The sequence below is a fragment of the Acidovorax sp. AC410 genome (assembly GCF_979253235.1).
In genome coordinates, this window is the sequence record NZ_CEEDCG010000001.1 from 5,366,676 (window position 1) to 5,393,269 (window position 26,594).

Sequence of the window (26,594 nt, forward strand, 5' to 3'; positions counted from 1 at the left end):
TCATTTCCTCTGCGCCAAGCATGCTAGGAGCGTGCGCGGCAGAAGGAGCATCGGCTGCAACGCCCGACAAACCGGTCTCGCCGGGTATCACCTCCGGCGCCCAGGGGGCCACCCTGGGCTTGTCGGTACTACCCAGCGATCCTCGGTTTTCGGACGTTTCGCTTCGATGCCTTCTGCCGCGCACGCTCCTAGGCCACTGCTACTCCAGCCAGCGCACGTTCTGCAGGATCTCTTCGAAGAAGCTGCGCAGGCTCACCGTGCCCATGGTGTAGGGGTCGAAATCCGCGGTGCCGGAGTATTTGAGGAACAGCTGCCGGTTGGTTTCCAGCGATGCGATCAGCCCCATGGACCAACCCGTGAAGCGGCGGTACGGGATTTCGCTCAGGTCCAGGATCGCCGTGTCGCGGTGGCGGTCATCCTTGAGCAGTCGGTGGTACAGCGCATTCACTGCACTACGGTCGCCTTCGAGCAACTGCAGAAAAATGCCGTTGTTCAGGCACAGCGCACCCGTGATGCCAGCGCGGGTGTTGTTACGCTGCGATGCACCCAGGATGTCCTTGACATCGGCGGGTCCCAGAACGCGCGAGCATCGGCTCGCGTAGATCAGTTGTATCAACATGTTTGCCTCCGAGCTGCCGAGTGTGTCAGCCCTGGGCGGCGACGTTGGACGTGGGTCGAATACCCCGCGAATCCGCTCGCCATTGCACGCCGGGGAGGGATGCCCGAGTGACTTCGAGGGTGTTCAAGGGCTTTGCGTTCCACCGGGCGCCGCTTCGAGTGATCGTGTAACGTCCCGGCACTTTTACAAGGTGCTGCATCCCATGGAAACACCGTCCCCCGTTCCCGCAGACGAAGCCAGCATCCTGGCGGCATTGGCGGATCCAGGCCGTGTCGCGGCGGTCCGGGACACCGGCCTGCTGGACACCCCGCCCGAAGAGAGCTTTGACCGGCTGACCCGCCTGGCGGCCAGGCTCACGGGGGCGCCCGTCACCTTCGTGTCGCTGGTGGATTCGAGCCGGGACTTCTACAAAAGCGCCTTCGGCCTGGGCGAGCCGCTGAACACCACACGCCAACTGGAGGGGCGTTCGTTTTGCCACTACGCCATGGTGTCCGACGGGCCGTTGGTGCTCTCGGATGTCACGCAATTGGCGGGCTTCTGCGACGTCCCCACCGTCCGTTCGCTGGGGGTGCGTGCCTATGCCGGCATTCCTCTGGTGACCGCCCAGGGACAGGTGCTGGGCAGTTTCTGCGCAGTGGACTTCGAGCCCCGGCAATGGACCGAGACCGACGTCGAAGTCCTGGTCGAGCTTGCGCATTCGGCCCTGCGCGAAATCCAGCTGCGCAAGGCCGTGCGCGAATCGGACGCGCTCAACCGGCGGCTGCTGGAGCAACTGCAGCGGGTGGACGAACTGAACCGTGCCCTGGCCGAACTGGCCACGACGGACTCGCTCACCGGCCTGCGCAACCGGCGCGCGTTCGACCACAGCCTGGCGCTGGAGCTGGCCATCGTGGAGCGCCACCGTTCGCCGCTGAGCCTGCTGATGCTGGACGTGGACCACTTCAAACGCATCAACGACCGCCTGGGCCACGATGCCGGTGACCAGGTGCTGCAAATGATCGGGCAGGTCCTGAGCGCGGGCGCCCGGGTCATCGATATCGTTGCCCGTGTGGGAGGAGAAGAGTTCGCCGTACTGCTGCCGAACACGGGCGCGCAGGGCGCCTTCGAGGTGGCCGAGCGCATGCGCCTGGCAGTGGCCCAGGCGCCACCAGGGGCGCATGGCGGCGTGACCATCAGCATAGGGGCCGCCACCCTGCAGGACGGGGAAACCGCCTGCAGCCTGTATGCGCGGGCCGATGCGGCGCTGTATTCGGCCAAGGAGGCGGGCCGAAACAGGGTGGCCCAGGCCTGAACCATGTGAGAATCCCGCAGGTCGCTCTTTGCTGTATTGCCAGGATCTCGCCTGGAACCTGCCCTCTGCACCATGCATCTGCGTGCGTTTTTGGCCTCTTGCAACCTACCGTGTATGTACAGCGCCCCATCTCCTGCCACGCCTGTTGAGCCCATCACCCCCGTACGCCAGGCCTTTGCCCGATTCGACTGGGCTGCCACGGCACTGGGGCCGCAGAATGTCTGGCCGCCCACCGTCCGCGTGGCGGTGGACCTGATGCTGCAATCGCCCGTGCCCATGGCCATGCTGTGGGGGCACGAAGGCATCCTGCTCTACAACGACGGCTACGCCGCCATCGCCGGTGCGCGCCATCCCGAGATACTGGGCATGCCTGCGCGCCAGGCCTGGCCCGAGGCCGAGGCTTTCAATGACCGCGTGATCACCGAATGCCTGGCGGGCGGCACGCTGAGCTTTCGCGACCAGTTTCTCGTGCTGCACCGCAACGGCGTGCCGGAAGAGGTGTACCTGGACCTGGACTATTCGCCCATCCCCGATGGGCAAGGGCAGCCGGTGGGGGTGATGGCCATCCTTACCGAGACCACGGCCAAGGTCCAGGCCGAAAAGCGCGTGCAGGGCGAGCGCGAGCGCCTGGGCAGCATGTTCGAGCAGGCCCCGGGCTTCATGGCCCTGCTGCATGGGCCTGAGCATGTGTTCGAGCTGGCCAATCCGGCCTACATGCAGCTGGTGGGGCACCGCCCGGTGCTGGGCAAGCCGGTGCGCCAGGCCCTGCCGGAGATTGCAGGGCAGGGCTTCTTCGAACTGCTCGACCAGGTGTATGGCAAGGGTGAGCCATTCTTCGGCACGGCGCTGCCTGCCACGCTGCAGCGCCAGCCCGACGGCGCGTACGAAAGGCGGTACGTCGATGTGATGTACCACCCGCTGCGCGACGCGCAGGGCCGGGTGGCCGGCATCTTCGTGCAGGGCTCCGACGTGACGCCGCGGGTTCTGGCCGAGGAAGAGGCGAGCCGCCGAGAGGCGCAGTTCCAGGTGTTTGCGCAGGCCATGCCCAACCAGGTCTGGGCGGCCGGACCGGACGGCCTGCTCGACTGGCTCAACGACAAGGTGCCCGAGTACAGCGGGCTGCTGCCGGCCGCACTGCTGGGCACCGGCTGGGCCCGCATCGTCCACCCCGACGACCTGCCCCAGGCCGGTGAGAAGTGGGCCCAGGCACTGGCCAGCGGCGTGGGCTATGAAACCGAATTTCGACTGCGCCGGTCCGATGGGGCCTACCGCTGGCACCTGGCGCGCGCCGTGCCGCTGCGCAACGAGGCGGGCAGTGTGGTTCGCTGGGTGGGGACCAACACCGACATCGAGGAGCAGCGGGCCGCCGCCATGGCGCTGGCCCACCTCAATGAAAACCTGGAGCGCGAGGTGGCCGAGCGCACCGCCGAGCGCGACCGCATGTGGCGCCTGTCCACCGATGTGATGCTGGTGGCCGATTTCGAGGCCACGGTACTGTCCGTCAACCCCGCCTGGACCCGTTTGCTGGGCTGGCAGGCCCGCGAACTGCTGGGCCGCAGCTTCATGGACCTGGTGCACCCCGAAGACCAGGCCGCCACCCGCAACGAAATGAGCGGCCTGGCGCGCGGGGTGACCACCTTTCGCTTCGACAACCGCTACCGGTGCAAGGATGGCAGTTACCGCGTGCTGATGTGGACCGCCGTGCCGGAGGCCGGCGAGATCCACGCCGTGGGCCGCGACGTGACCGCCGACCGCGCTGCCGAGGAGGCGCTGCGCCGCACCGAGGCTGCCCTGCACCAGTCGCAGAAGATGGAGAGCGTGGGCCAGCTCACGGGCGGCGTGGCGCACGACTTCAACAACGTGCTGCAGATCATCTCCGGTAACCTGCACCTCTTGCGCAAGACCCAGGCCGGCGACGAGGCGGCGCTGCGCCGCATCAACGGGGCGCTGGACGGCGTCTCGCGCGGGGCCAAGCTGGCCTCGCACCTGCTGGCCTTTGCGCGCAAGCAGCCGCTGTCGCCCGTGGTGCTCAACGCCGGGCGCCTGCTGCGCGAACTCAACGACATGCTGCGCCGCGCCCTGGGCGAGGCGGTGGAGCTGGAGACGGTGGTGGCCGGCGGCCTGTGGAACACGCTGGCCGACGCCAGCTTTCTGGAGAACACGCTGCTCAACCTGGCCATCAACGCCCGCGACGCCATGCAGGGCCATGGCCGCCTGACCATCGAGGCCGGCAACGCCAGCCTGGACGACGCCTATGCGCTGGCGCACGGCGATGTGGCGCCTGGCCAGTACGTGATGATCGCCGTGTCCGACACCGGCTGCGGCATGAGCGAGGACATCGTGCAGCGCGTGTTCGAGCCCTTCTTCACCACCAAGCCCGAGGGCCACGGCACCGGGCTGGGCCTGTCGATGGTGTATGGCTTCGTCAAGCAAAGCGGCGGCCACATCAAGATCTACAGCGAGGTCGGCCACGGCACCACCGTGCGGCTGTACCTGCCCCGTTCGCTGGAGTCCGAACTGGCTGCCGGTCTGCAGCCGCTGGTGGAGGTGGAGGGGGGTACCGAGACCATCCTGGTGGTGGAAGACGACGCCCAGGTGCGCGAAACCGTGGTCGAGCTGCTCACCGACATGGGCTACAAGGTGCTCAAGGCGCCCGATGCACAGAGCGCGCTGGCGGTGGTGGAAAGCGGCGTGCAGATCGACCTGCTGTTCACCGACGTCGTCATGCCCGGCCCCCTGCGCAGCCCCGAACTGGCGCGCAAGGCGCGGCTGGTGCAGCCGAACATCGAGGTGCTGTTCACCTCGGGCTACACCGAGAACTCCATCGTGCATGGCGGGCGGCTCGATGCCGGGGTGGCGCTGCTGAGCAAACCCTACGCACGCGAAGACCTGGCGCGCAAGCTCAGGCAAATGCTCGGCGCCCGCGCGCATCCCGAGGGGTGAATCGCCCCCCGCCCAGGGTTGTTTTGGTGCCAGTGTGCGTAGGACAAGGCCGCGAACCCAAAGCCGGTCGCGTGCTGGCCCTGTTTAGGCTGTACCCTCGTGCTACAAATTTTTACGACAACACACGCAAGGGCATCCAGGCCTCGCGCACACGGATCCAACCGATTTCATGAACAACCTGACCACGTACATCCTTGACGCGCTGCAAGCCCCCCACAGCGCGGTACTGATACAGGACTGGATCGCCGAGGCCCGCACGAGCAACCCCGACCTGGCGAAGTCCGCTACGGCCGACGCCACGGAGGTCGTCGCTGCCTTTGGCGCGTCCTTGCAGGCGGGGGCCGACGCCGAGTCCTTCCGCGACCCCCGCTGGTCGCCGCTGCAGCAGGTGCTTTCAGCCCTGTCGCGCTCGCGTGCGGCGCAGGGGCAGACTGCGGGTGACACCAGCGTGTTCGTTCTGGCGCTCAAGAAGCCTTTGCTCGGTGGGCTGCAGACGTGGGCGGCGGGGGGCGACAGTGCGCAGCTGATGTCGGCGTTCTGGGGCCTGACCAAGCTGGTGGACAGCATGGCGCAGTTCACGGCCACCACGTTCCAGCATGCGCGCGAGGAGATCATCAACCGCCAGCAGGAAGAGCTGCTGGAGCTGTCCACCCCCGTCGTCAAGCTGTGGGAAGGGGTGTTGGCGGTGCCCATGATCGGTACCCTGGACAGCAACCGCACCCAGATCGTCATGGAGACGCTGCTGCAGAAGATTGTGGAGACCGGCTCCGAGCTGGCGATCATCGACATCACCGGTGTGCCGACGGTGGACACCTTGGTGGCCCAGCATCTGCTCAAGACTGTGACGGCCATCCGCTTGATGGGGGCCGACTGCATCATCAGCGGCATCCGGCCGCAGATCGCGCAGACCATCGTGCATCTGGGCATCGACCTGCAGGGCATCACCACCAAGGCCAGCCTGGCCGACGCCCTGTCGCTGGCATTGCAGCGCACCGGTTGGCGCGTGACGCGCCAAGCCTGAGCCGGCAGCAATACCTATGGAACGCATACCAATCTTGCGCATGGGCTCCACCCTCCTGGTCACGATCCAGGTGGACATGCTCGACCAGACCGCCCTGGCCCTGCAGGACGACCTGGCCGAACGCATCGCAAAGACCGGCGCCAGTGGCGTGATGATCGACATCTCGGCACTGGAGATCGTGGATTCCTTCGTGGGTCGCATGCTGGCCAGTATTTCCGGCATTGCACGCATCCTGTCGGCCACCACCGTGGTCGTAGGCATGCAGCCAGCGGTGGCCATCACCCTGGTGGAGTTGGGCCTGTCGCTGGACGGCGTGAAAACCGCGCTCAATGTGGAGCGGGGGCTGGAAGTGCTGCGCCGGGCTCGCGAGGAGAGCGGCCTTGTCGGTTGACCGCGTTGGCACCCTTCCGCTTGCGTCCGAGCAGCATGTTGTGGCCAGTCGCCAGACTGTGCGCTCGCTTTGCCAGCTTCTGAAACTGTCGTTGGTCGAGCAGACCAAGATGATCACTGCCGCCAGTGAACTTTCGCGCAACACCCTCATCCACGGAGGAGGAGGGCGCATGCGCTGGGAGGTGCTGGAAAACGGGCCGCGCTTGGGCCTGGTGCTGCATTTTGAAGACGAGGGCCCCGGCATCGCGGATTTGAAGCTGGCCATGACCGATGGCTGGACCTCGGGTTCCGGCATGGGCCTGGGCCTGCCCGGCAGCAAACGCCTGGTCGGTGATTTCGAGATCGACTCCGCCCCAGGGCGTGGAACCCGCGTGAGCATCACCAAATGGAAGTAATCCGCAGCTGGATCCATCGCCCGTTCCGGATCACGGATGCGAGCTGTGTGGGGGAGGCCAGGCGCTATTGCGCCCGTGCGGTGCAGGACTGGGACTGGTCCGAGGTGGACGCGGGGCGCCTGTCGCTGGTCGTGACCGAACTGGGCACCAACCTGCTGCGCCATGCCGTGCAGGGCGAGTTGTGGATCGCCATCAAGAACGCCGCGCTGGAGGTGGAGGTCATTGCTCTGGACAAGGGCCCTGGCATCGGCGACGTGCAGCGCGCCATCCAGGACGGGGTGTCCACCGGCTCCGGGTCCCCGGGCACGGGCCTGGGGGCGATACGCCGCCTGGCCAACGATTTCAACATCCATTCGAGCGGCGAGGGCACCTTGTGCCTGGCGCGCGTGCGGCCTGCTGCGCAGGGGCCCTTGGCTCCGCCCAGGCTGGGTGCGGTGAGCCTGGCCGCCCCGGGTGAAACGGTTTGCGGCGATGCCTGGGCGGTTGCCTTTGACGGCGACAAGGTGTCTCTGGTGGTCGCGGATGGCCTGGGCCATGGGCCGCATGCCGCAGTGGCGGCCAACGCTGCGCTGGACGTGTTTGCCAGCAACCCCTTTGCCTCCCTGCAGGCCCTGTTGAACGAGGCGCATGCCGGGTTGCAGGCCACGCGCGGGGCAGCGCTCCTCGTGCTGCAGATGGACGACGCGTCAGGCCTGCAATATGCCGGTGCTGGCAATGTCATGGGGCGTGTCATTTCAGGGGTGTCGGACAAGTCCCTGATGACCCAGCATGGCACCGTGGGGGTGCAGGTCCGCAGGCCGGACGTGGCCAGCATCGAACTGCCCGCCCACGCCGTGACGGTGGTGCACAGCGATGGCATCGCGTCGAGGTGGAAAGCCGACAGTCTGGTGCCGCTGCTGCAGCGCGATCCCGCATTGATTGCGGCCGCCTTGCTTTGGCAGCACACGCGGGGCCGGGACGACGCCACCGTGGTCGTGGTGAAACAGGGAGAATGACTGTGAGCGAAGCGACCCAGGCCGAGCTGGAGCAATGCCGCGCCGAGGTTCAGGCGCTGCGCGCCGAACTGGAGGAGACCAACCGCGGCGTGGTGGCGCTCTACGCCGAGCTCGATGAGCAGGCCGAGCAACTCAAGCATGCCACGCAGCTCAAGAGCCGCTTTCTTTCGTACATGAGCCATGAGTTCCGCACGCCCATCGGGGCGACGCTCAGCATTGCCCGGATTTTGCTCGATCACGTGGATGGCCCGCTCACTCCGGAGCAGGAGCGCCAGGTGGAGTTCATCCAGATGACCTGCCAGGAATTTTCCAACATGGTCGATGACCTGCTGGACCTGGCCAAGATCGAAGCTGGCCGGGTGGATATCTCCCCCGAGTGGTTCGAGATGATGGACCTGTTCACCGCGTTGCGGGGCATGTTCAAGCCTATTTTGGACAACGATGAACTGAGCCTGGTATTCGAGGAGGCAGAAGGGCTGCCCCGGCTGTACACCGATGACCGCAAGCTGTCGCAGATCCTGCGCAATTTCATCTCCAACGCCCTCAAGTTCACGGCGCGCGGTGAAGTGCGGGTCTCTGCGGTCCGCGAGGCGGGCGACATGGTCCGCTTTTCCGTTGCCGACACCGGTATCGGCATCGCGCAGGAGCATATACCGGCCCTCTTCAATGACTTCACCCAGGTGGATGCCCCTATACAGAAGCGGCTGCGTGGCACGGGACTGGGCCTGGCGCTTTCCAAGCAACTGGCCTCCTTGCTGGGGGGATCCATCGAGGTGAGCAGTGTGGTGGGCGAAGGCTCGGTCTTTTCGGTCATCGTGCCCGCGCAGCTGCTGCCGGTAAAAGCCACTGCCGCTGAGTGAGCCATGCCCCATTCTGGAGTGATTTTGCCAAGCCTTGACCGGAGCCTGCACACCGTTCTGGTGGTCGATGACAACCCTGTCACGCGCTACTCCACGGCACGCGTCATACGTGCAGCGGGTTTCCAGACCGATGAGGCTGCCACCGGGCGGGCAGCCATTGAAGCGGCGGCCAGGCAAAGCATCTCGGCAGTGGTGCTGGATGTGCATCTGCCGGACATGGACGGTTTCGACGTCTGCCGGGTCTTGCGGGCAGACATGCGCACGGCGCTGACCCCCATCATCCATCTGTCCGCCACCTACGTGAAGAGCGAGCACAAGGTGGCCGGCCTGAATGCAGGGGCCGACGCCTACATGGTGCACCCGGCCGAGCCACCCCTGATGGTGGCCACCTTGCAGGCCTTGATACGGGCGCGCACCGCCGAAGAAGAGCTGCGGCGCAGCGAAACGCGGTTCCGTGCCATCTATGGGCAGGCGCCCGTGGCCATGATGCTGATCGACTCCGCCGGTTGCTTTGCGGACGTGAATCCCGCCGCCGAAGCGCTGATCCAGCGGCCGCGGGGTGAGTTGATCGGCATGGCGGTGGCCGAGCTGGTGCCCGAATCCTGGAAAGACTTCGTGAAAGTCCGGCTGGAGAGCTCCGAAGACATCGCCTGGAAAGGCGAGTTTCCCATGGTGCGAGGCGATGGGCAGCAGATGCTGCTGGACTGGAGCATGTCCAGCCACGTGGAGCCCGGCGTGCGCATCGGCATTGCCTCCGACCTGTCCGAGCGGATCGATTTCGAGCGCCGTCGCGAGGAACTCCTGGAGCGCGAACAGGCTGCGCGCGTGCTGGCCGAGCGGCACAGCCGCACCAAGGATGATTTCGTGGCCGTGCTGTCGCACGAATTGCGCACCCCCCTCACGCTGATCACCGGCTGGGTACACATGCTCAAGCGCCCCAACTGCAGTGCCGACATGCTCAAGCGTGGCATCGACTCCATCGAGCGCGGGGCCAAGGCGCAGGGGCGCATCATTTCCGACATTCTGGATGTCTCCCGCATCGCGTCCGGCAAGCTGCGCCTGCACCGCGAGTGGGCCCACCCGATGGAGCTGACCCGCGTTTCGCTGGATGCCCTGCGCGATCTGGCCCAGGCCAAGGGCATTGTGCTGTCGGTGCAGGCCGACGACACCGACGAGCCTGCATGGCTGGACGTCACGCGGTTCCAGCAGATCGTGTGGAATTTGGTGACCAATGCGATCAAGTTCTCCGAGACGGGGGGCGCGGTCGAGCTGCGGCTACTGCGCGACGGTGATGTGCTGACGCTGGTCGTCAAGGACCATGGGGTGGGTATTCCCGATGGATTTCTGCCCTTCCTGTTCGAGCGCTTCACGCAAAGCGGTACCCCCGGCAACCGGGCGCATGGCGGACTGGGCCTGGGTCTTTCCATCGTGAAGCACCTGGTGGAACTGCACCAGGGCAGCATTTCAGCGTTCAGCGAAGGCACTGGCAAAGGCACCTCCATGACGGCCCGCCTGATGGTGGCCTACGAGGAGCCCAGCGCACCCAGCGAGGGAGAGCATGCGTTTCCCCTTGGCAAGGAAGTCCGCCTGCTCCAGGGCAAGGACATCCTGGTGGTGGACGACAACGCCGACACCAGCGAAATGCTGAGCATCGTGCTGTCCGACGAAGGTGCGCTCGTGCGCGTCGCAGACAGCTACGAGACTGCCATCGCCCAGTTCGACAAGGCCTGGCCCGACCTGTTCGTGAGCGACATTGGTCTGCCCGGCCGCGACGGCCATGACCTGATCGCCAAGGTCCGGGAGATGGAGGCTGCTGCAGGCCATCCGCGCTTGCGCGCCATTGCCCTCACTGCCTTCGCTCGCCCGCAGGACCGCGATCGCGCGCTGGCCGCGGGCTTCGACCGCCACCTGGGCAAGCCGCTGCAGCCGCACCTGCTGCTGCAGGCGCTGGGCTGAGCACACTGAGGCCCCTGGTCAGCCCCTGCGCCCCTCGCGCTGGGCTACGCTCTGTGGGTCGGTAGACCACACTTCCAGGCAGAAGTCCGCATCGCGCCATTGGGCCACGCGCGGGATCTGCAGGTGCTGGTGCAGGATTTCATGCACGCGCGCGCCGCCCAGTGGAAAGTCATCAAACGGGTGCAGCCAGTGGCAAGCGACCACGGTGGCCTCGGGCCCCGAGGCCAACAACGTGGTGCGGCAACGCTGTGCCAGGCGCTCGATATCGGGCTCTTGCATGTAGTACAGCAGCTCGCCCAGCACGATGAGGTCGAATCGGCCTTCGGGCCACTGGTCCGGCACCCAGCCGTGTTCGGCCTGGGCGTGCGCATGGGGCTTGAGCCGGTCGGCAGTGTATTCCACAGCGCGCCGGGCGCCATCCCAGGCCAGCAGCCGGTCGCAGCGCTGCGCCAGCTGTTCGGAGACGAAGCCGCCGGCACAGCCGGGCTCGAACACCGATGCATAGCGTGGGCGTGGCAGGCTGGCCAGCAGCAGGTCGCGCTTGCGCGCCTCGTACCAGCTGCCCTCGAAATGCCAGGGGTCGGGGCCGCGGGCGAACAGCGGGTCGAACAGGTTTTGCGGGGCTTTGGCGATCATGGTGGGGTGGTGAAGAAGTATTCGGCATCCCAGCCGGCACGCTCGATGAGGGCGGCGTCCAGAACCGGGGGCAGGGTGGGCGAACGGGGCGTGAGCTGTGAGCGGTGTGCGGCCAGCGCGTGGAGCTTGCGCGCGAGGGTGTCGGCGTCGACGCCCACGCCCGTGAGGCGGGTCCAGTCCACCTGCGGGTCCCAGGGCTCGGCCCAGTGCCACATCCACACAGGCGCCTCCAGCAGGGTGGCGCCGTTGGCCTGGCAAGCCGCAGCGCAGGCGTGGCCACAGGCCTCGTGGTCGGGGTGGCCGTCCAGTCGCCAGGTGGTCAGCACCACGTCCGATGGGCGGATCAGCGCCGCCAGTTGCGCCAGAAGTTCGTCGGCGCGATTGCGCAGCCCGCCATCGGGAAGGCCCAGCCGGGTCACGGCCTGCGCCGGCACCCCCAGGCGCTGCAGGCCCGCGTTGCTCTCTTGTTGGCGTGTCCGGGCGAGGCCCTCGGCATCGTGCCCTGCAGCGTCTGCATGGCTGGCCTCGCCATCGGTCGCTGCCACCACCAGGCAGGCGCCGCCGCGGGCCACATGGCTGTGGAGCAGTGCGCCGCAGGCCAGTATCTCGTCGTCGGGGTGCGGTGCTACCACCACCAGGCGCTGCCATTTCCCAACCAATTTGCTGGCGGGCACGCGTGCGATGCCTTCCTCCAGCAGCCAAAACTCCCAGAACCGCGAGGCCACACGCGGCGCGCTGATGAAGCGGGTGTCGGGGGCCAGGCCCTGCTCCCCAGCGGAGTGGTTCACAGTGCCCATGGGTAGTCCTCCTGCGCCAGCACGGCCCGGGCCAGGGCCGCGTCGTCGCGGTCGCCGTGGCTTTGGCGGATGAAGACCGGCAGGTCTGCTGCGGCGCGCGCAAACGCGGCGTCGCGGCAGTAGGGCGTGGCGCCCAGCGCGCGGCCGGTCTCGTCCAGCACGCAGGTGGCCGCGGCTTCGGCCGCCTGGCGCACGCGCAGGGCCACGGCCATGGCGTCCGCATGCGGGTGTGCATCGATCCAGTCGGCACTCTCGCGCAGCAATGCCGCCATGCCTGCCAGCACCCGGTCCACCTTGCCGAAGGCGGCGGCGCGGTAGGCAAAGGCGGGGTGTTCGGTCGATGCGCTGCGCATGTCCCGGTGCAGCGTATCGGCCACGGCCAATGTGCCGCCGTACCAGCAGGCCGCAATGCCTGCGCCGCCCTGCCAGAAGCCGGGCCGGTGCAGGTAGTCGCCGGGCTCGCCGACCAGCACCGCGGGCGTGTTGTCGAAGGCGACCTGCGCACTCAAGGTGTCGGCCATGCCTACGGCCTGCCAGGCCCCGGTGTCCATGCGGATGCCGGGGTGGCTCAGGTCCACGGCGACGAGCTGGCTCTGGTCTTGTCCGGGCAGCCATGCCGTCAGCAGGGCGTGGCTGACGCCCTGCGCGCCCGAGCACCAGGCCTTGGCGCCGGTCAGCGCGGCCTGCCCGTTGCCGCCCGGTGGCAGAACCTGCACCCGCTGGCCGGGCGCCTCGGCGGCCCACATGGCCCAGGTTTGGCCTGCGCGGGCGTGGTCAGCGCCCAGCTCGTGCAGGATGGCCAGTGCGTCGGTATGCCCCTCATACAGCTTGGCCAGCCCAAGGCTGTGCTGTGCCACGCGGCTCAGTGCCTGCCAGCGTTGCAGGGTGCGCCCCCTGCCGGGCTGCGGCAGGTGTGCCAGGCCCTGAGCCACCAACTGCCTCAACTGCGCTGCAACCGGCAGCGCGGACATGCCGGACAGGGCCGTGGCCAGATCATGGAGGGAGGCAGGCGTGCGGGGAGCCGCCTGGCGGATGGGAGAAACAGGCATGCGCGCGGGCCTTGTGGTCTTGTTCGAATCCAGCCACTGTGGTGCTTGCGCAGGCCAGGCCCGGTCGGTATGCGGCGGCCCGTGCTGTGGGACAGATGCCCGACCCCTTGGCCATGGATTGCAACGCAATCATTCGCCGCATTTTTTTACTGCATGACAGCGCTTGAGGATGCTGTCTGACAACGCAGGCGCATGCCAAAGGTTACTTTCAGCCACCCACTTTTCAAGGAGCCTGCCGTGACCACCCAGCCCCCGTCTGCCACCTCCGGCCGCCGCCCTGCCGGCGAATTCCCGCAGCCCGTTTCGCCATGGGAAAGCCGTGGTCTTCTGTATGCCGAAGTGGCGGGAGCCCTGGTGGTGCTGGCGATGGTGCTGGCCAACAGCATGGACCCCGGCTTCTGGCCGTCAACGGTCACCGAGGTACAGGCACAGGGGCAGGTTGCACCCGCCACGACCCTGGCAACAGCCGGCACGTCCGAGTCTTCCGAATGATCCGGGGTGGCAGCCCGCGCGTGGCGCCGACCAGGCTTGCCCGGGCTGGCACATGATTGCCGTCATCGTCCCGGCCCACAATGAAGAGGCCCACATCGGGGCCTGCCTGCATTCGCTGGCCGCCGCCTCCAGCTGCCCCGACTTGATGGGTGAGACCGTGCTGCTGATCGTGGTGCTTGACGATTGCAGCGATGGCACCCAGGGCATCGCCACTGCCCTGGGCGCGCGCACGGTGGAGTGCCAGGCGCGCAACGTGGGCACGGCCCGCGCCATGGGCGCCCAGCTGGCACTGGCAGCCGGCGCGCGCTGGCTGGCCTTCACCGATGCCGACAGCGAGGTGGCCCCCAACTGGATTGCGCAGCAACTGTGCCTGCAGGCCGATGCGGTGTGTGGCACCGTGCAGGTGCGCGACTGGGACACGCATGGCGAGGCCGTTCGCGCGCAGTTCGATGCGCTCTACCAGGACCGCGACGGCCACCGGCACATCCACGGCGCCAACCTCGGGCTCACCGCGCAGGCGTACAGCGAGGTCGGCGGCTTCAAGCCTCTGGCCACGGGGGAAGATGTGGCCCTGGTACAGCGCCTGCAGGAATGTGGCCTGTCCATTGCCTGGACCGCAGCCACCCGCGTGACGACCAGCGCGCGCAAGCAGTTCCGTGCGCCGGCCGGCTTTGGCGCAACGCTGCTGCAGCTGGGCGGCGCACTGGCCGTGCTGCCCGCCATTCTCTGAACCCGGCGCAAGGCGAGCATTCCATGAACGACTGGCTGGACTGGGCGCAGTGGCCCGCGTTTGCGGCATCGGTGCTGGCGGCCTGGCTGGTGGGATCGAACGCGCCAGCGCGCCGCAACATCGGGTTCTGGGTGTTCCTGGCCAGCAATGTGCTGTGGGTGGCCTGGGGCCTTTACTCCCACGCCATCGCGCTGATCGCGCTGCAGGTCTGCCTGGCGGCCATGAACATCCGCGGCCTGCTCAAGACCGAAGACGGGGACGGTCAGAACCCGAGCTGAAAACCGTCGCCTCTGGGCAGAGGGCGCCGGATCCTTCGGTTCACTGAGGCGCGGCGGGCCGCGTGCGGTCGGTCTGCCCGTCCATCATGTCGCGCACCTTCCTGGCCAGGGCGGCGAGCTCAAAGGGCTTGGTCATGACTTCCATGCCAGCATCGAGCAGGCCGTTGCCTACGGCGGCATTCTGGGCAAAGCCGGTGATGAACAGCACTTTCAGCTGGGGCCGGTCCTGCCGCGCCGCGTCTGCCACCTGGCGGCCGTTGAGCCCGCCGGGCAGGCCCACATCGGTGATCAGCAGGTCCACGCGGCGCATGGAGGCCAGCGTGCGCAGTGCGCTCGGGCCGTCGTCGGCCTCGACCAGCACGTAGCCGGCGTCCTTGAGCACCTCCACGGTCAGGGTGCGGATGGTGCTTTCGTCCTCCACCACCAGAATGGTTTCGCCCTCGCCCTGCTGCACAGTGTCTGCGGGGCCGTCGGCTGCGTCGTCCAGCACCTGGCCGTCGTGGCGCGGCAGGTACAGGCGCATGGTGGTGCCCACGCCGACCTCGGACTGCACGCGCACCTGGCCGCCCGACTGGCGCACGAAGCCATACACCATCGACAGGCCCAGGCCCGTGCCCTGGCCAGTGGGTTTGGTGGTGAAGAAGGGGTCGAAGATCTGCTCGATCAGTTCGGCCGGCATGCCCGAGCCGGTGTCCGTGACAGACAGGCACACGTAGTCGGCCACCGGCAGGCCCTGGCTGCGCACCACGCCGTCCGTGGCCGCGATGTTGGCGGTGGCAATGGCCAGGCGCCCGCCGCCGGGCAGCATGGCGTCACGTGCGTTGATGCACAGGTTGAGCAGCGAGTTCTCGAGCTGCGAAGGGTCGACCCGGGTGGTCCACAGTCCCTCTGCGGCCAGGCACTCCACCTGCACGTCCGGCCCCACCGAGCGGCGTACCAGTTCTTCCAGCCCGGCCACCAGCCGGTTGAGGTCGGTGGCCTTGGGGTCCAGCGTCTGGCGCCGGGCAAAGGCCAGAAGGCGCTGGGTCAGCGCGGCAGCGCGCTTGACCGAGTCCTGGCCCATGGCAATGTAGCGCTCGGCCTGGTCGAGCTTGCCCTGGCGCATGCGCACCTTGAGCACCTGCAGGCTGGCGCTCACGGCGCCCAGCAGGTTGTTGAAGTCGTGCGCAATGCCGCCCGTGAGCTGCCCGACGGCCTCCATCTTCTGCGACTGGCGCAGTGCCTCTTCCACCGCCATCAACTCGCCGGTGCGTGCCGCCACGGTGGCTTCCAGGTTTTCATTCACGTCGCGCAGCAGGGCTTCGCTGAGCGCCAGGGCATTGGCGCTGCGCACCCGCTCCGAAACAGAGCGGATGCGCTCGGCAAACTCGCGCACGAAGTCGATTTCCTCGCTGGTCCAGTGGCGCGCATCGGCATGGTGCAGGAACAGGATGGCCACGAGCTTGCCCTGCTCGATCAGCGGCACGCTCAGCAAGGCGCGTACACCTTGCGTGTCGAGCGTTCCCTCGGGATAGCGCTCGGGATCGTCCGAGGTGTCGGCTACCACCAGGGGTTCTCCGTGCCACAGACCTTCGGCGACGGAGCCCAGGTCGTGCATGCGCCAGGTGCCTGCCAGTGTGGCCAGGCCATGGATGCACCAGTCTTGGTCGATGGTACACAGCTCGCCGGTGTCGTCGATGGTGCCATAGCACACGCGCGCCAGGCGCAGGGTCTCGCCCAGCAGGCGCGCCGCTTCCCGCGCCATGCCCGGCAGGTCGCCCACCTCGCGCAGCCGCTCCGGCAGGCGCGCCAGCAGGTTGCGCCAGTGCTCTGCGCGCCGGCGCTGGGTGATGTCGCGCACCACGGCCAGTGAACCCAGGGGCCGGCCCAGCGGGCCGAGCAGGGGCGAGACCACGGCCTCCACGTCGATCAGCCGGCCATCGTTCAGGCGGTGCAGGGTGCCCAGCGTGGCCAGCGCTCCGGGGGAGGCAGGCAAGGCATGCGATTCGCCCATGCCCGGCATCTCGGTGAAGATGAACTGCCGGGGTTGCCCCAGTACATCGGAGGACCGCACGCCATACAGCCGCTCCGCAGCGGCGTTGACGTACATCACCAGCCCCTCCTGGTCGAAGGCGAAGACGGCATCCTCCATCTGGCCCAGCACGTCCTGGCGCAACTGGTCGGTCGCCGCGTGTGCGCTCTCCAGTGTGTAGATGGCGTCGTTGACCACGAGTGCATCGACATCGCCGGTGTGGATGGCATGCAGCGTTTCCTCCAGCTCCTGCAGCCGCAGCCTGAGCGCGGCATTCTCGGCGGCAAGGTCACTCTCGCCGTTCCGTCCCTGGCTGGGGTTGGATGCGTCCGCCGTCATGCTGCCCCTGCGGTAGCTGGAGTCCGAAGGCCTTGCGCAAGCGTTTCAGGTCCGACAGGTCGCCGATGAAGCGGCGCTGCGGAAGCGGTGCCAGGCGCAGCAGGGTGGGCGATACGATGATCTGGTCGGCACGTGCCGACTCCACGTTCTCGGCAATGTTCAGCACCGTGAGCTGGTGCGTGCCGGGATACGCCTCCTGCAGGATGCGGCGCGCGTTGGCGATGGCGCGCAGCGAGATCGGCGAGGCCATGCTCACATAGAGCCGGTAGTCGTTGGGGGGCGAAACCTCGGCGGGCGGATCGTGCTGGGCATGCTGGGTTTCGGTAGTTGCCATGGGGTTCAAACGAGGGGCTTCACATCGAGCCCGACCAGCACGCGTTCCTCGTTCGACAGGTCGCCGATGATCTTGCGGATCGGCTCGGGGAACTTGCGCACCAGGGTGGGAACGGCCAGGATCTGGTCGCCCGCCGCCAGTTGCGGGTTGACCAGCAGGTCCACGACTTCGATGCTGTAGCGCCCAGCCAGATGCATCTCGCACAGGCGCTTAAGGTTCTCCAGCGCAGCGCTGGACCGGGGGGTGGAGCCAGCCACGTAAAGCCGGAGCTGCCACTCGGGTTTCAGCGGCGCGGCAGCGGGCCTTTCGCGCAGGGTGGAGGGGGTTGCCATATCGATCATCCTTTGGGCGATGCGGGTTGGGACGCTGCCTTGCTGCCGGTGCCGCGCCTGGCCGCAATGCTGCGAGCACGCTCCTGTGCGCCCAGGGCCTCCATGGTTTCGCGCTCGATGGCGAACTCCACTTCTCCGGCCCGCTCCAGCAACTGCGCATTCAAGGCCGCGATCTGCGCGTCCAGGGCCTTGCGGCGGTTGTCCAGGTCGCGCAGGCGGCGCTCGTGGTCGCGCCCGCGCAAGTCGTTGGCGGCCAGCACCTGTGCCTCGTGCGCGACGCGTGCGGTGCCGGTGAGCACCTGGTCGCCATAGAGGTACACGTCCACCAGGTCCACACCCTTGTCGGAGAAGACGAATTCGCGCACCTGGTTGGAGTGCGGCATGCCGCGCGACTTGAGCACCTGCAGCGTGCGCGTGCGCTCGCCGTTGACCGCCACGTTGGCCAGCAGCAGCCAGCTGTCCATCAGCGAGGACACGCCCACCTCCGACGTGGCCACCGGAAAGGGCGCCGCATCGACCGTGAGGCTGGTGAGCAGCGCCGTCGTGCCCTCGGTCTTGAGGAAGTCGATGAGCCGCATCAGCGTGAGCTTGAGACCCGAGTCATCTTTCTGCGAGGTCAGGTTGCTGATGGGGTCCACTGCCACCACCTGCGGATGGAATTCGCGCACCAGGTCGTACACATGGGCCAGGTGTTGCTCCAGTCCGTGCAGGGTGGGGCGGGTGGATTCGATCTTGAGCAGGCCCTTGTCCACCCAGCGGCGCAGCTCCAGGCCGATGGATTCCATGTTGCGCAGCAACTGGCTCTCGGACTCCTCGTAAGTGAACAGGATGGCCTTCTCCCCGCGCGCGCAGGCCGCATCGACGAAGCTGGCGGCCATGCTGCTCTTGCCCGTGCCGGGCGCGCCCGACACCAGCAGGCTGCTGCCACGGTAGATCCCCTGGCCACCCAGCATTTCATCGAGCCCGCCAATGCCCGTGGACATGCGCTCGCGTGAGGCCTGGTGGTTCAGTGCCAGCGAGGTGATGGGCAGCACCGAGATGCCGTGCCTGCCGATGAGGAACGGGTACTCATTGGTGCCATGGGCCGAGCCGCGGTACTTCACCACGCGCAGGCGGCGGGTGGAGACCTGGTCGTCGATGCGGTGGTCCAGCAATATCACGCAGTCGGCCACGTACTCCTCCAGCCCATAGCGGGTGAAGGCGCTCTCGCCGCGTTCCGCGGTGATGATGGCCGTGACGCCCTTGTCCTTGAGCCAGCGGAACAGTCGGCGCAGCTCGGCGCGCAGGATGGCATGGTTGGGCACGCCCGCAAACAGCGCCTCCACGGTGTCGAGCACCACGCGCTTGGCGCCGATCGAATCGATGGCGTAGCCCAGGCGGATGAACAGGCCCTCCAGGTCGTATTCACCGGTTTCCTCGATCTCGCTGCGCTCCACGCGCACGAAGTCCAACGCCAGCTTCTTTTGCCGCTGCAGCTCATCAAGGTCGAAGCCCAGCGAGCGCATGTTCTCTACCAGCTCGTCGGTGGACTCCTCGAACATCATGAAGACGCCCGACTCTCCGTATTCCGTGGCGCCCTTGACGAGGAATTCCGCCGCCAGCATGGTCTTGCCGCAACCGGCGGCACCGCACACGAGGGTAGGGCGGCCAGCGGGCAGCCCGCCCTCGGTGATTTCATCAAGGCCTGAAATGCCGGTGGGCGACTTGGCAATGCCCGCAGGCGTTGCGAGAGTGGCTTTCTTCTGGGTTCGGGTGGCTGCCATCGGTGCGCGATCAGGGGTGTAGATGGGATGGGCTGGGGTGACAACCCTCTGGAACAGGACCTGCAGTTGCCCCGCAGGGTCCAGGCCACGGCGAGCGTGACCGGACGTAAACATCGTAGGAAATCCGCGCACGATGTTCTGTAGGACACGGCCGGATTGCGCTGCCTGGCAGGCTTTGTCACTTGCGCACACGCGGTGAAGGCCGCAGAATTTCGCAGACTGGCGGATGCCATTGCAGCCAGATCGGCCTTTCAATCCGCCTGTCTTTCAGGAGACTGCCATCGCCCACGCACCCAGCCAGGAGCAGCTGCAGAACCTGCGTTGCTACACCCTCTTTTTCCCCGGAGGCCGGGTGTACGCGGGCGATACGGAGGGGCACCTGATCGCGCTGGCACTCGTCACCCATCGGCAGGGCCGCTACAGCTACACGTTGGAGGGCAATGGCGCCACGGGCGGCGGGCTGGAAAGCGCCAGCGCCCTGCTGGAGGCCGTTGCCAGCCAGCTCACGGCGGATTACGTCGAGGCGCAGTTTCACCACAACCCGGATCTGGCCCGGGCCGATGTCTTCGACCTTACCGCCGGGCCGCATCTGAACATCCGACTGCAGGTGCCGTGAGCGGCTGATCGGGCATTTTGCCGGGGGGTGGAGCGGCATCTGTCCTACAAGGCGGGCCCGGGGGCGAATGTTACTTTCCAGAGCACCCTTTGGAAAGGAACACGCCATGAGCGACGACAAGAGCAAGACCGCCCAGGACCGCCATTTCATCAACCTCAGCGAGCCCTATGAAGTGCGCGACTGGACCAACAGCCTGGGCGTGACCGAGGCGCAGTTGCGCGAAGCCGTGGCTGCTGTGGGGTCGTCGGCCGACAAGGTGCGCGAGTACCTGGGCCACACCCGCTGAAGGGCAGAGCGATGGCCCAGGCAAAAGAAGACGAAGGCAAGGCACCCACTTCCACGCGCACGATGTGGAAGGGGGCGATCAGCTTTGGCCTGGTGCATATTCCTGTCGGCCTGTATTCGGCCACGGTGAACTCGGGCATCGACTTCGACTGGCTGGACAAGCGGTCCATGGAGCCCGTGGGCTACAAGCGCGTGAACAAGGTCACGGGCAAGGAGATCTCCACGGCCGACATCGTCAAGGGCATCGAGTACGAGGACGGGCACTACGTGGTGCTCACCCCCGAGGAGATTGCCGCTGCCTACCCCAGGATCACGCAGACCATCGAGATCGAGACCTTTCTCGACGCCGACGAGATCCCCTTCGTCTACCTGGAGCGGCCCTACTACACGGCCCCGCTCAAGCGCGGCGAAAAGGTCTACGCCCTGCTGCGCGAGGCCCTGCGCCAGAGCAACAAGGTGGGCGTGGCCAAGGTGGTCATCCAGACCAAGCAGCACCTGGCGGTGCTGATCCCGTGCGGGCGCGCGCTCATCCTGAACCTGCTGCGCTGGGGCGGCGAGATCCGCTCGTTCGAGCAGCTCAACCTGCCGCCGCTGGATGCCAAGGCCGCCGGCATCAAGCCAGCCGAGATGGACATGGCGCTGCAGCTCATCGAGGACATGACCCAGCCCTGGGACGCCGATGCGTTTCGCAACTCGTTTGCGCAGGAGATCCACAAGCTTGTCGAGACCAAGGTGGCCTCGGGCGAGACGGCGACGGTGGTGAAAGTGGACAGCGGCAAGGAAAGCGCCCCGGCCGGCGCCGACGTGCTCGACCTGACGGCGCTGCTCAAGCGCAGCCTCGGCGGCAAGGGGGGGGCATCTGGCAAGGGCCAGGCGGCCTCGGTAACGCCGCTGCCCAGCGCCAGGAAGGCCGCCGCCAAGCCTGCGGCCAAGAAGGCCCCTGTAAAGAAGGCCGCCACCGCCAAAAAGGCCGCAACCAAGAAGGCCGCCACAGCAAAGGCGCCAGCGCGCCGCGCCGCCTGAGAGCCCATCCAAGTTCGTCCATGGCCGACTCCCTCGCCCTCTACCAGCAAAAGCGCAACTTCGCCATCACGCCCGAGCCGGCCGAGGGTGGAGCGCCCGGCGCCGGGGCGCTGCAGTACGTGATCCAGAAGCACTGGGCCAGCCGCCTGCACTACGACCTGCGTCTGGAGTTGGGCGGCACCATGAAGAGCTGGGCCGTGCCCAAGGGCCCGAGCCTGGACCCGACCGACAAGCGCATGGCCGTGCAGGTGGAGGACCACCCCATCTCATACAACACCTTCGAAGGCCAGATACCGCCCAAGCAGTACGGTGCCGGCAAGGTCATCGTCTGGGATCGGGGCTACTGGCTGCCCGTGGGCGATGCCGCCGAGGGCTACCGCAAGGGCAAGCTCAAGTTCGAATTGCATGGCCACAAGCTCAAGGGCCACTGGACCCTGGTGCGCATGCATGGCAAGGGCGCTGAGAAGCAACCGCCCTGGCTGCTGATCAAGGAGCACGACGATTTCGAGCGGCCTGCGGCCGAGTTCAGCGTCGTCGAGGAGATGCCCGACAGCGTGGCTTCGCTGGCGCCCCTGGCGCCGCCCCGGCCTGCAGGCATCGCCCGTGCAGAGGCAACAGCGCCGGCCAGGCCCGCGAAGATGGCCAAGGTGCCGCTGCCCGACACCCTGGCCCCCCAGTTGGCCACCCTGGTGGACCAACCGCCGGCCGATACCACGGACTGGCTCTGGGAACTCAAGTTCGATGGCTACCGCCTGCTGGCACGGGTACACAACGGCTCCGTGCGCCTGTTCACGCGCAACGGCAACGACTGGACGCACCGCATGCCCCAGTTGGTCAAGGCCATCGGCCAATTGCCCTTGCAGTCCGGCTGGCTCGACGGCGAAGTGGTGGCCGTGGACGAGCATGGCACGCCCGACTTCCAGATGCTGCAGAACGCCTTTGACGCCAGCGTGGCCAAGGACCTCGTGTACTACGTGTTCGATTTGCCCTACGCCGACGGGCACGACTTGCGCGACCTGCCGGTGGTGGAGCGCCGCGAGAGGCTGCGCGCCGTGCTGCAGGGGGCCAAGACCGACAGCGTGCGCCTGAGCGAAGGTTTTGAGGCCCAGCCCTCGGACCTCGTGTCATCGGCCTGCCATCTGGGCTTCGAGGGCGTGATCGGCAAGCGCAAGTCGGCCCCCTATGTCTCCCGGCGCAGTGCCGACTGGATCAAGCTCAAGTGCAGCCAGCGCCAGGAGTTCGTGGTCTGTGGCTATACCGACCCGCAAGGCTCGCGCACCGGCATCGGCTCGCTGCTGCTCGGGGTGCATGGCGACGACGGCGCACTGCGCTATGCGGGCAACGTGGGCACGGGTTTCAGCGAGCGCACGCTGCAGGAGCTGCACACCAAACTCACGGCGCTGGGCACCCCCAAGAGCCCGTTCCCCGAGGGCACCGCCACGGCCAAGAAGGCGCATTGGGTCAAGCCGCGCCTGATTGCCGAGGTGTCGTTCGCCGAGTGGACCAAGGAAGGGCGCGTGCGGCACTCCGTGTTCCACGGCCTGCGTGCGGACAAGCCGGCCAAAGCCATCGTGCAGGAGAAACCGCAGGCCATGGACGCCCTCGACAAAAAGAACAAGCCTGCACGCGGGCCCAGCCCCGCAAAGGTCACTTCCACGCTGCCCGACGCGCTGCGCATCTCGCACCCCGACCGCGTGATCGACCCCTCCACCGGCATCACCAAGATCGAGCTCGTGCGCTATTACGCCACCGTGGCGCCGCTGATGGTGGAGCACCTCAAGGGCCGGCCCGTGTCGCTGGTGCGCGCGCCCGACGGCGTGGGTGGCGAGCTGTTCTTCCAGAAGCACCTGGACAAGGGCAGCATGGAGGGCGTGACCTTGCTCGACCCGGCGCTCGATGCCGGCCACGCGCCGCTGCTGGAGGTGGCAAAAGCCGAGGGCCTGCTGTCGGCTGCGCAGATGAACGTGGTGGAGTTCCACACCTGGAACGCACGCAAGGACCGGATCGAGCGCCCCGACCGCATGAGCTTCGACCTGGACCCGGGCGAGGGCGTGCCCTGGGAGACCGTACAGGAAGCCGCCCAACTGGTACAGGTGATGCTGCAGGAGCTGCACCTGCCGGCCTTTCTCAAGACCAGTGGGGGCAAGGGCCTGCACGTGGTGGTACCCCTCAAGCGGCTGCAGGGCTGGGACGCGGTCAAGGGCTTCTCGCAGGCCGTGGTGCAGCACCTGGCCGACACCATACCCGCACGCTTCGTGGCCAAGAGCGGCCCGCGCAACCGGGTCGGCAAGATCTTCGTGGACTACCTGCGCAACGGGCGCGGCGCCACCACGGTGAGCGCCTGGTCCGCGCGCGCGCGCGAGGGCATGGGCATCTCGGTGCCCGTGGCCTGGTCCGAACTGGGCCAGCTCACCAGCGGCGCGCACTGGACGGTGCGTACGGTGGGCGAACGCCTGCGCCAGGGCAATGCGCCCTGGCAAGGCTATGCCGCTGCCGCAGCATCCCTGTCGGGCGCCATGCGCCTGCTGGGTTATGTGCCCAGGGATGCGGCCAAGGATTGACGCTTTCCTCTCTCACTCAGACAGTTTTCATCAACCTCAGAAAAAACCAAATGATCAAGATCGGCATCGTGGATGACCACAAAATCGTGCGTGCAGGGCTGCGCCAGTTCCTGGCCGACCACGTGGACCTTCGGGTAGAAGGCGAGGCCGGCAACGGGCGCGAGGCCATCGACCTCATCCGCGAGCATGACATCGACGTGCTCGTGATGGACCTGGCCATGCCCGGGCAGAGCGGGCTCGATGCCATGTCCATGCTGCGCGCCAAAGCGCCGGACATGGGCATCCTCATCTTGAGCGGCTACCCCGAGGAACACTATGCGATCAACCTGATCCGCCAGGGCGCGAGCGGCTACCTCAACAAGGAGTGCAAGCCCTCCGAGATCGTCGAGGCGATTCGCGTCATCGCGCTGGGCAAGCGCTACCTCACGCCCACCGTGGCCGAACTGCTGGCCCAGCAGCTCAACCGACCCGGCGAACGCCCGCCGCACGAGCACCTGTCGGAGCGCGAGTTCCAGGTGTTCCTCAAGCTCGCCCAGGGCGCCAATGTCGGCGAGATCGCCGAAGACCTGTCGCTGAGCGTGAAGACGGTGAGCACCTACCGCACGCGCCTGATGGAAAAGCTGCACCTCGACTCCAACAGCGACCTGACCTACTACGCACTGAAGAACAACCTGATCCAGTGAGTCTCGGGCACCGTGGTGCCGGGGCGGGGCTTGAGCCGTCCCGGCAGCGGGCTTTTCGATGGCCGGCGAGCGCTACTTTGACGATGGGGCGCTGCGGTCCCTGATCTTGCTGTCCACGGCCCGGGAGGCCTTGCGGTCCCTTTCGAGTTGTTCATCCACGAGTTCCTGCTCCACGGGGTCCGGTGCGTCTTCGTCTGGCGCGGGGACGGGATCGGCATTCGTGGCGGCCGCCGCTCGCCTGAAATGGCCGGCGGCCGGGAAGGGCCACGAGGAATGGGATGGGGTGGTGCTGCTGTGCATGGCCTGCTCCTGTAGGGCGAGTGAAGCTCGCGTTGGCCGAACCATTCTTGCCGCACGCCGCTGCCGTGCGGGTAAGACAATGCCCCTTGGAACCTGTGTCAAAGCCAGCGCCACCGTGGCGGGCGTAAGACAGTTCCCACCCCAGGTGGGGGCGAAGTTGCGCACCGCACCACGGCCCGGGGCCGCACCATGGAGGCCAGATCCACCGGAGCCTCCATGTCCAGATTGACCCCGCCCCTTCGTCCTCCTTCGTATGCGCTGCTTGCGCTCGAACCGGTGCGCGCCGCATGGGAGTTTGCCGGCCACAAGGTGATGCGGGAAGCGCGTTTGCCCCAAGGTGATCAGCATGCGGTGGTGATCTTTCCTGGCCTGGCCACCAACCCAACCGTAACGCGTCCCTTGCAATCGTTCTGCGAGCGCCTGGGCTACCGGTGTTTCGATTGGGGACAGGGGCTCAATACCGGTCCCAAGGGAGACGTGGATGCCTGGCTCGACGCGTTGGCGCAGGGCGTGCAGGCGCGCACCGCCGGCCATGCCGCTCCGATGAGCCTGGTTGGCTGGAGCCTGGGCGGCATCTATGCGCGCGAAGTGGCCAAGCGGCTGCGTTCGCGCGTGAGGCAGGTGATCACCATCGGCACGCCCTTTGCGGGAGCGGCCGGGCACACCAACGCCGCCCTGGTGTACCGCCTTTTGAATGGCCGCATGCCGCCCGACGACCCCGCGCTGCTGGCAAGGCTGCGCGCGGCACCGCCGGTACCCGCCACATCGATCTACAGCAGGAGCGATGGCGTTGTCGCGTGGCAGGCCTGCGTGGACCCCGAGCGCCGCGCGCGGTCCGAATCCATCGAGATCGAGGGCAGCCATTGCGGGATGCCCTGGAACCCCGCCGTGCTGAGGGTGGTGGCCGATCGCCTTGCCCAACCCCTGCGTGCATGGCGCCCCTATGCCCACAGTGGTGGGCGCACCTCCATGCTGCGTGCGCGTGCGGTCCCTGGATGATGTCCGCAGGCGCCGCGCGCAGCCAAGTGCCGCCGGGTGGCAAGGCTGCGCAACCCGTGCTGATCGGTACCGCCGGATGGGGCCTGCCACGCGCCAGCCAGCACCGGTTTGCCTCGGCAGGCCCTGCTGGCTCCCATCTGGAGCGCTATGCACAGCACCTGCCGGCCGTCGAGATCAACTCCTCGTTCTACCGGCCACACCAACGCACCACCTACGAACGCTGGGCCGCGGCCACGCCGCCCGCCTTCCGCTTTTGCGCCAAGCTGCCGCGCAGCATCACGCACACGGCGCGCCTCAAGGACGCCGAACCCTTGCTGCAGACCTTCCTGGGCCAGGCAGCAGGGCTGGGCGAGCGCCTGGGCTGCCTGTTGGTGCAATTGCCTCCCAGCCTGTCGCTCGATGTTCCGGTGGCCGACGCGTTCTTTCGCAGCCTGCGGCAACTGCATGGCGAAGGCGGCGTTGCCGTCGAGCCGCGCCATGCCAGCTGGTTCACCCCGGAGGGCGACGCCCTGCTGGCCCACTGGCGCGCGGGCCGCGTGCTGGCCGACCCGGTTCTCCACGATCCGGGGCGGGAGCCCGGCGGCTGGACCGGCCTGGTGTATTGCCGGCTGCACGGATCGCCACGCGTGTATTACTCGACCTACGACGCTGCGCTCATCAGCGCGCTGGCCGTGAGGCTGCAGGCCGCCAGACGGGAGGCTGGCAGCGTCTGGTGCATCTTCGACAACACGGCCAGCGGCGCTGCGACGGACAACGCACTCGATCTGCAGGATGCGCCATGGGCCTGAATCCAGACGATCTCGTGCACAAGCACGCAACAGAGATCCGCAACTAGATCATTTGGGTTATGGATTTCGGTGGCTGCTTGATTCAGCATCCACGCGGTGCCGCCGATA

General features: G+C 67.2%; 27 protein-coding genes. 18 read left to right on the plus strand and 9 right to left on the minus strand.

The features are described from left to right. Window positions 1-199: 199 nt before the first annotated feature. Entirely contained in the window at window positions 200-619 is a 420-nt protein-coding gene (locus AC0IZS_RS24960) for a BLUF domain-containing protein (RefSeq protein ID WP_471638127.1), read from the minus strand. A gap of 202 nt (window positions 620-821) precedes the next feature. Between AC0IZS_RS24960 and AC0IZS_RS24965 the strand changes: the two genes are divergently transcribed. From AC0IZS_RS24965 to AC0IZS_RS25000, 8 genes are all read left to right on the plus strand, one after another. Then, window positions 822-1,910 (plus strand): GGDEF domain-containing protein, encoded by a 1,089-nt coding sequence (locus AC0IZS_RS24965; RefSeq protein WP_471638128.1) that lies wholly within the window; start codon window positions 822-824, stop codon window positions 1,908-1,910. A 114-nt stretch (window positions 1,911-2,024) separates the two neighbouring features. Then, window positions 2,025-4,853 (plus strand): PAS domain-containing protein, encoded by a 2,829-nt coding sequence (locus AC0IZS_RS24970; protein WP_471638129.1) that lies wholly within the window; start codon window positions 2,025-2,027, stop codon window positions 4,851-4,853. 169 nt (window positions 4,854-5,022) lie between these two features. Next, the gene (locus AC0IZS_RS24975) at window positions 5,023-5,874 is read left to right on the plus strand and encodes an STAS domain-containing protein (protein WP_471638130.1); all 852 of its coding nucleotides are present in this window, start codon (window positions 5,023-5,025) and stop codon (window positions 5,872-5,874) included. A gap of 16 nt (window positions 5,875-5,890) precedes the next feature. Further along, window positions 5,891-6,265, plus strand: a complete 375-nt coding sequence (locus AC0IZS_RS24980; RefSeq protein ID WP_057267459.1) for an STAS domain-containing protein — start codon at window positions 5,891-5,893, stop codon at window positions 6,263-6,265. Then, window positions 6,255-6,659, plus strand: coding sequence for an anti-sigma regulatory factor (locus tag AC0IZS_RS24985; protein ID WP_471638131.1), 405 nt, complete (start codon window positions 6,255-6,257; stop codon window positions 6,657-6,659). The genes AC0IZS_RS24980 and AC0IZS_RS24985 overlap by 11 nt, the downstream gene beginning before the upstream one ends. Then, complete coding sequence (locus AC0IZS_RS24990) at window positions 6,650-7,654, plus strand: ATP-binding protein (RefSeq protein WP_471638132.1); 1,005 nt, start codon at window positions 6,650-6,652, stop codon at window positions 7,652-7,654. Before AC0IZS_RS24985 ends, AC0IZS_RS24990 begins: the two co-directional genes overlap by 10 nt. Beyond that, window positions 7,651-8,514, plus strand: coding sequence for a sensor histidine kinase (locus tag AC0IZS_RS24995; protein WP_471638133.1), 864 nt, complete (start codon window positions 7,651-7,653; stop codon window positions 8,512-8,514). The genes AC0IZS_RS24990 and AC0IZS_RS24995 overlap by 4 nt, the downstream gene beginning before the upstream one ends. Before the next feature lie 3 nt (window positions 8,515-8,517). Then, on the plus strand, window positions 8,518-10,470 hold the full coding sequence (locus AC0IZS_RS25000; protein WP_471638134.1) for a response regulator: 1,953 nt from the start codon (window positions 8,518-8,520) through the stop codon (window positions 10,468-10,470). An 18-nt stretch (window positions 10,471-10,488) separates the two neighbouring features. Here the strand turns inward: AC0IZS_RS25000 and AC0IZS_RS25005 are convergent, their stop codons facing one another. The 3 genes from AC0IZS_RS25005 to AC0IZS_RS25015 are packed head-to-tail and all read right to left on the minus strand — an operon-like array spanning window position 10,489 to window position 12,952. After that, a complete protein-coding gene (locus AC0IZS_RS25005; protein ID WP_471638135.1) occupies window positions 10,489-11,106 on the minus strand; it encodes a class I SAM-dependent methyltransferase in 618 nt (205 codons plus the stop codon). Continuing rightward, on the minus strand, window positions 11,103-11,903 hold the full coding sequence (locus AC0IZS_RS25010) for a PIG-L deacetylase family protein (RefSeq protein WP_471638136.1): 801 nt from the start codon (window positions 11,901-11,903) through the stop codon (window positions 11,103-11,105). Before AC0IZS_RS25010 ends, AC0IZS_RS25005 begins: the two co-directional genes overlap by 4 nt. Then, a complete protein-coding gene (locus AC0IZS_RS25015) occupies window positions 11,891-12,952 on the minus strand; it encodes an acyl-CoA dehydrogenase (RefSeq protein WP_471638137.1) in 1,062 nt (353 codons plus the stop codon). The genes AC0IZS_RS25010 and AC0IZS_RS25015 overlap by 13 nt, the downstream gene beginning before the upstream one ends. Before the next feature lie 237 nt (window positions 12,953-13,189). Between AC0IZS_RS25015 and AC0IZS_RS25020 the strand changes: the two genes are divergently transcribed. The 3 genes from AC0IZS_RS25020 to AC0IZS_RS25030 are packed head-to-tail and all read left to right on the plus strand — an operon-like array spanning window position 13,190 to window position 14,452. Further along, entirely contained in the window at window positions 13,190-13,444 is a 255-nt protein-coding gene (locus tag AC0IZS_RS25020; protein ID WP_471638138.1) for a hypothetical protein, read from the plus strand. Between the two features lie 52 nt (window positions 13,445-13,496). Further along, on the plus strand, window positions 13,497-14,174 hold the full coding sequence (locus tag AC0IZS_RS25025; protein ID WP_471638139.1) for a glycosyltransferase family 2 protein: 678 nt from the start codon (window positions 13,497-13,499) through the stop codon (window positions 14,172-14,174). 23 nt (window positions 14,175-14,197) lie between these two features. Further along, entirely contained in the window at window positions 14,198-14,452 is a 255-nt protein-coding gene (locus tag AC0IZS_RS25030; protein WP_471638140.1) for a hypothetical protein, read from the plus strand. Window positions 14,453-14,492: 40 nt separating this feature from the next. Here AC0IZS_RS25030 and AC0IZS_RS25035 read toward each other — a convergent pair whose 3' ends face one another. The 4 genes from AC0IZS_RS25035 to kaiC are packed head-to-tail and all read right to left on the minus strand — an operon-like array spanning window position 14,493 to window position 19,231. Further along, complete coding sequence (locus AC0IZS_RS25035; protein WP_471638141.1) at window positions 14,493-16,802, minus strand: ATP-binding protein; 2,310 nt, start codon at window positions 16,800-16,802, stop codon at window positions 14,493-14,495. After that, window positions 16,753-17,136: a circadian clock KaiB family protein gene (locus AC0IZS_RS25040; protein ID WP_471638142.1), complete on the minus strand. Its 384-nt coding sequence runs from the start codon at window positions 17,134-17,136 to the stop codon at window positions 16,753-16,755. Before AC0IZS_RS25040 ends, AC0IZS_RS25035 begins: the two co-directional genes overlap by 50 nt. A gap of 5 nt (window positions 17,137-17,141) precedes the next feature. Next, window positions 17,142-17,468: a circadian clock KaiB family protein gene (locus AC0IZS_RS25045; protein ID WP_471638143.1), complete on the minus strand. Its 327-nt coding sequence runs from the start codon at window positions 17,466-17,468 to the stop codon at window positions 17,142-17,144. 5 nt (window positions 17,469-17,473) lie between these two features. After that, on the minus strand, window positions 17,474-19,231 hold the full coding sequence (gene kaiC / locus AC0IZS_RS25050; RefSeq protein WP_471638144.1) for a circadian clock protein KaiC: 1,758 nt from the start codon (window positions 19,229-19,231) through the stop codon (window positions 17,474-17,476). A gap of 226 nt (window positions 19,232-19,457) precedes the next feature. Between kaiC and AC0IZS_RS25055 the strand changes: the two genes are divergently transcribed. The 5 genes from AC0IZS_RS25055 to AC0IZS_RS25075 all read left to right on the plus strand — a co-directional run bounded on the left by AC0IZS_RS25055 (window position 19,458) and on the right by AC0IZS_RS25075 (window position 24,399). Then, entirely contained in the window at window positions 19,458-19,847 is a 390-nt protein-coding gene (locus AC0IZS_RS25055) for a hypothetical protein (protein ID WP_471638145.1), read from the plus strand. Between the two features lie 106 nt (window positions 19,848-19,953). After that, window positions 19,954-20,133 carry a DUF3606 domain-containing protein gene (locus AC0IZS_RS25060; protein ID WP_471638146.1) on the plus strand — a complete coding sequence of 60 codons (180 nt, stop codon included), beginning with the start codon at window positions 19,954-19,956 and terminating at the stop codon, window positions 20,131-20,133. An 11-nt stretch (window positions 20,134-20,144) separates the two neighbouring features. After that, on the plus strand, window positions 20,145-21,155 hold the full coding sequence (gene ku, locus AC0IZS_RS25065) for a non-homologous end joining protein Ku (protein ID WP_471638147.1): 1,011 nt from the start codon (window positions 20,145-20,147) through the stop codon (window positions 21,153-21,155). A gap of 20 nt (window positions 21,156-21,175) precedes the next feature. Further along, window positions 21,176-23,716: a DNA ligase D gene (gene ligD, locus AC0IZS_RS25070; RefSeq protein ID WP_471638148.1), complete on the plus strand. Its 2,541-nt coding sequence runs from the start codon at window positions 21,176-21,178 to the stop codon at window positions 23,714-23,716. A 50-nt stretch (window positions 23,717-23,766) separates the two neighbouring features. Continuing rightward, window positions 23,767-24,399 carry a response regulator gene (locus tag AC0IZS_RS25075; protein WP_184856320.1) on the plus strand — a complete coding sequence of 211 codons (633 nt, stop codon included), beginning with the start codon at window positions 23,767-23,769 and terminating at the stop codon, window positions 24,397-24,399. 72 nt (window positions 24,400-24,471) lie between these two features. Here the strand turns inward: AC0IZS_RS25075 and AC0IZS_RS25080 are convergent, their stop codons facing one another. Continuing rightward, window positions 24,472-24,699, minus strand: coding sequence for a hypothetical protein (locus AC0IZS_RS25080; protein ID WP_471638149.1), 228 nt, complete (start codon window positions 24,697-24,699; stop codon window positions 24,472-24,474). Window positions 24,700-24,915: 216 nt separating this feature from the next. Between AC0IZS_RS25080 and AC0IZS_RS25085 the strand changes: the two genes are divergently transcribed. Both AC0IZS_RS25085 and AC0IZS_RS25090 read left to right on the plus strand, forming a co-directional pair. Then, complete coding sequence (locus tag AC0IZS_RS25085) at window positions 24,916-25,698, plus strand: alpha/beta fold hydrolase (RefSeq protein WP_471638150.1); 783 nt, start codon at window positions 24,916-24,918, stop codon at window positions 25,696-25,698. Further along, window positions 25,698-26,486, plus strand: coding sequence for a DUF72 domain-containing protein (locus AC0IZS_RS25090; RefSeq protein ID WP_471638151.1), 789 nt, complete (start codon window positions 25,698-25,700; stop codon window positions 26,484-26,486). Before AC0IZS_RS25085 ends, AC0IZS_RS25090 begins: the two co-directional genes overlap by 1 nt. Window positions 26,487-26,594: the final 108 nt, after the last annotated feature.

Bases quoted from the DNA above. Each gene is read 5' to 3' on its own strand.
- AC0IZS_RS24960 (WP_471638127.1), bottom strand. From the start codon at position 619: ATGTTGATACAACTGATCTACGCGAGCCGATGCTCGCGCGTTCTGGGA.
- AC0IZS_RS24965 (WP_471638128.1), top strand. From the start codon at position 822: ATGGAAACACCGTCCCCCGTTCCCGCAGACGAAGCCAGCATCCTGGCG.
- AC0IZS_RS24970 (WP_471638129.1), top strand. From the start codon at position 2,025: ATGTACAGCGCCCCATCTCCTGCCACGCCTGTTGAGCCCATCACCCCC.
- AC0IZS_RS24975 (WP_471638130.1), top strand. From the start codon at position 5,023: ATGAACAACCTGACCACGTACATCCTTGACGCGCTGCAAGCCCCCCAC.
- AC0IZS_RS24980 (WP_057267459.1), top strand. From the start codon at position 5,891: ATGGAACGCATACCAATCTTGCGCATGGGCTCCACCCTCCTGGTCACG.
- AC0IZS_RS24990 (WP_471638132.1), top strand. From the start codon at position 6,650: ATGGAAGTAATCCGCAGCTGGATCCATCGCCCGTTCCGGATCACGGAT.
- AC0IZS_RS24995 (WP_471638133.1), top strand. From the start codon at position 7,651: ATGACTGTGAGCGAAGCGACCCAGGCCGAGCTGGAGCAATGCCGCGCC.
- AC0IZS_RS25000 (WP_471638134.1), top strand. From the start codon at position 8,518: ATGCCCCATTCTGGAGTGATTTTGCCAAGCCTTGACCGGAGCCTGCAC.
- AC0IZS_RS25005 (WP_471638135.1), bottom strand. From the start codon at position 11,106: ATGATCGCCAAAGCCCCGCAAAACCTGTTCGACCCGCTGTTCGCCCGC.
- AC0IZS_RS25010 (WP_471638136.1), bottom strand. From the start codon at position 11,903: ATGGGCACTGTGAACCACTCCGCTGGGGAGCAGGGCCTGGCCCCCGAC.
- AC0IZS_RS25015 (WP_471638137.1), bottom strand. From the start codon at position 12,952: ATGCCTGTTTCTCCCATCCGCCAGGCGGCTCCCCGCACGCCTGCCTCC.
- AC0IZS_RS25025 (WP_471638139.1), top strand. From the start codon at position 13,497: ATGATTGCCGTCATCGTCCCGGCCCACAATGAAGAGGCCCACATCGGG.
- AC0IZS_RS25030 (WP_471638140.1), top strand. From the start codon at position 14,198: ATGAACGACTGGCTGGACTGGGCGCAGTGGCCCGCGTTTGCGGCATCG.
- AC0IZS_RS25035 (WP_471638141.1), bottom strand. From the start codon at position 16,802: ATGACGGCGGACGCATCCAACCCCAGCCAGGGACGGAACGGCGAGAGT.
- AC0IZS_RS25040 (WP_471638142.1), bottom strand. From the start codon at position 17,136: ATGGCAACTACCGAAACCCAGCATGCCCAGCACGATCCGCCCGCCGAG.
- AC0IZS_RS25045 (WP_471638143.1), bottom strand. From the start codon at position 17,468: ATGGCAACCCCCTCCACCCTGCGCGAAAGGCCCGCTGCCGCGCCGCTG.
- kaiC (WP_471638144.1), bottom strand. From the start codon at position 19,231: ATGGCAGCCACCCGAACCCAGAAGAAAGCCACTCTCGCAACGCCTGCG.
- AC0IZS_RS25055 (WP_471638145.1), top strand. From the start codon at position 19,458: ATGCCATTGCAGCCAGATCGGCCTTTCAATCCGCCTGTCTTTCAGGAG.
- AC0IZS_RS25060 (WP_471638146.1), top strand. From the start codon at position 19,954: ATGAGCGACGACAAGAGCAAGACCGCCCAGGACCGCCATTTCATCAAC.
- ku (WP_471638147.1), top strand. From the start codon at position 20,145: ATGGCCCAGGCAAAAGAAGACGAAGGCAAGGCACCCACTTCCACGCGC.
- ligD (WP_471638148.1), top strand. From the start codon at position 21,176: ATGGCCGACTCCCTCGCCCTCTACCAGCAAAAGCGCAACTTCGCCATC.
- AC0IZS_RS25075 (WP_184856320.1), top strand. From the start codon at position 23,767: ATGATCAAGATCGGCATCGTGGATGACCACAAAATCGTGCGTGCAGGG.
- AC0IZS_RS25080 (WP_471638149.1), bottom strand. From the start codon at position 24,699: ATGCACAGCAGCACCACCCCATCCCATTCCTCGTGGCCCTTCCCGGCC.
- AC0IZS_RS25085 (WP_471638150.1), top strand. From the start codon at position 24,916: ATGTCCAGATTGACCCCGCCCCTTCGTCCTCCTTCGTATGCGCTGCTT.
- AC0IZS_RS25090 (WP_471638151.1), top strand. From the start codon at position 25,698: ATGTCCGCAGGCGCCGCGCGCAGCCAAGTGCCGCCGGGTGGCAAGGCT.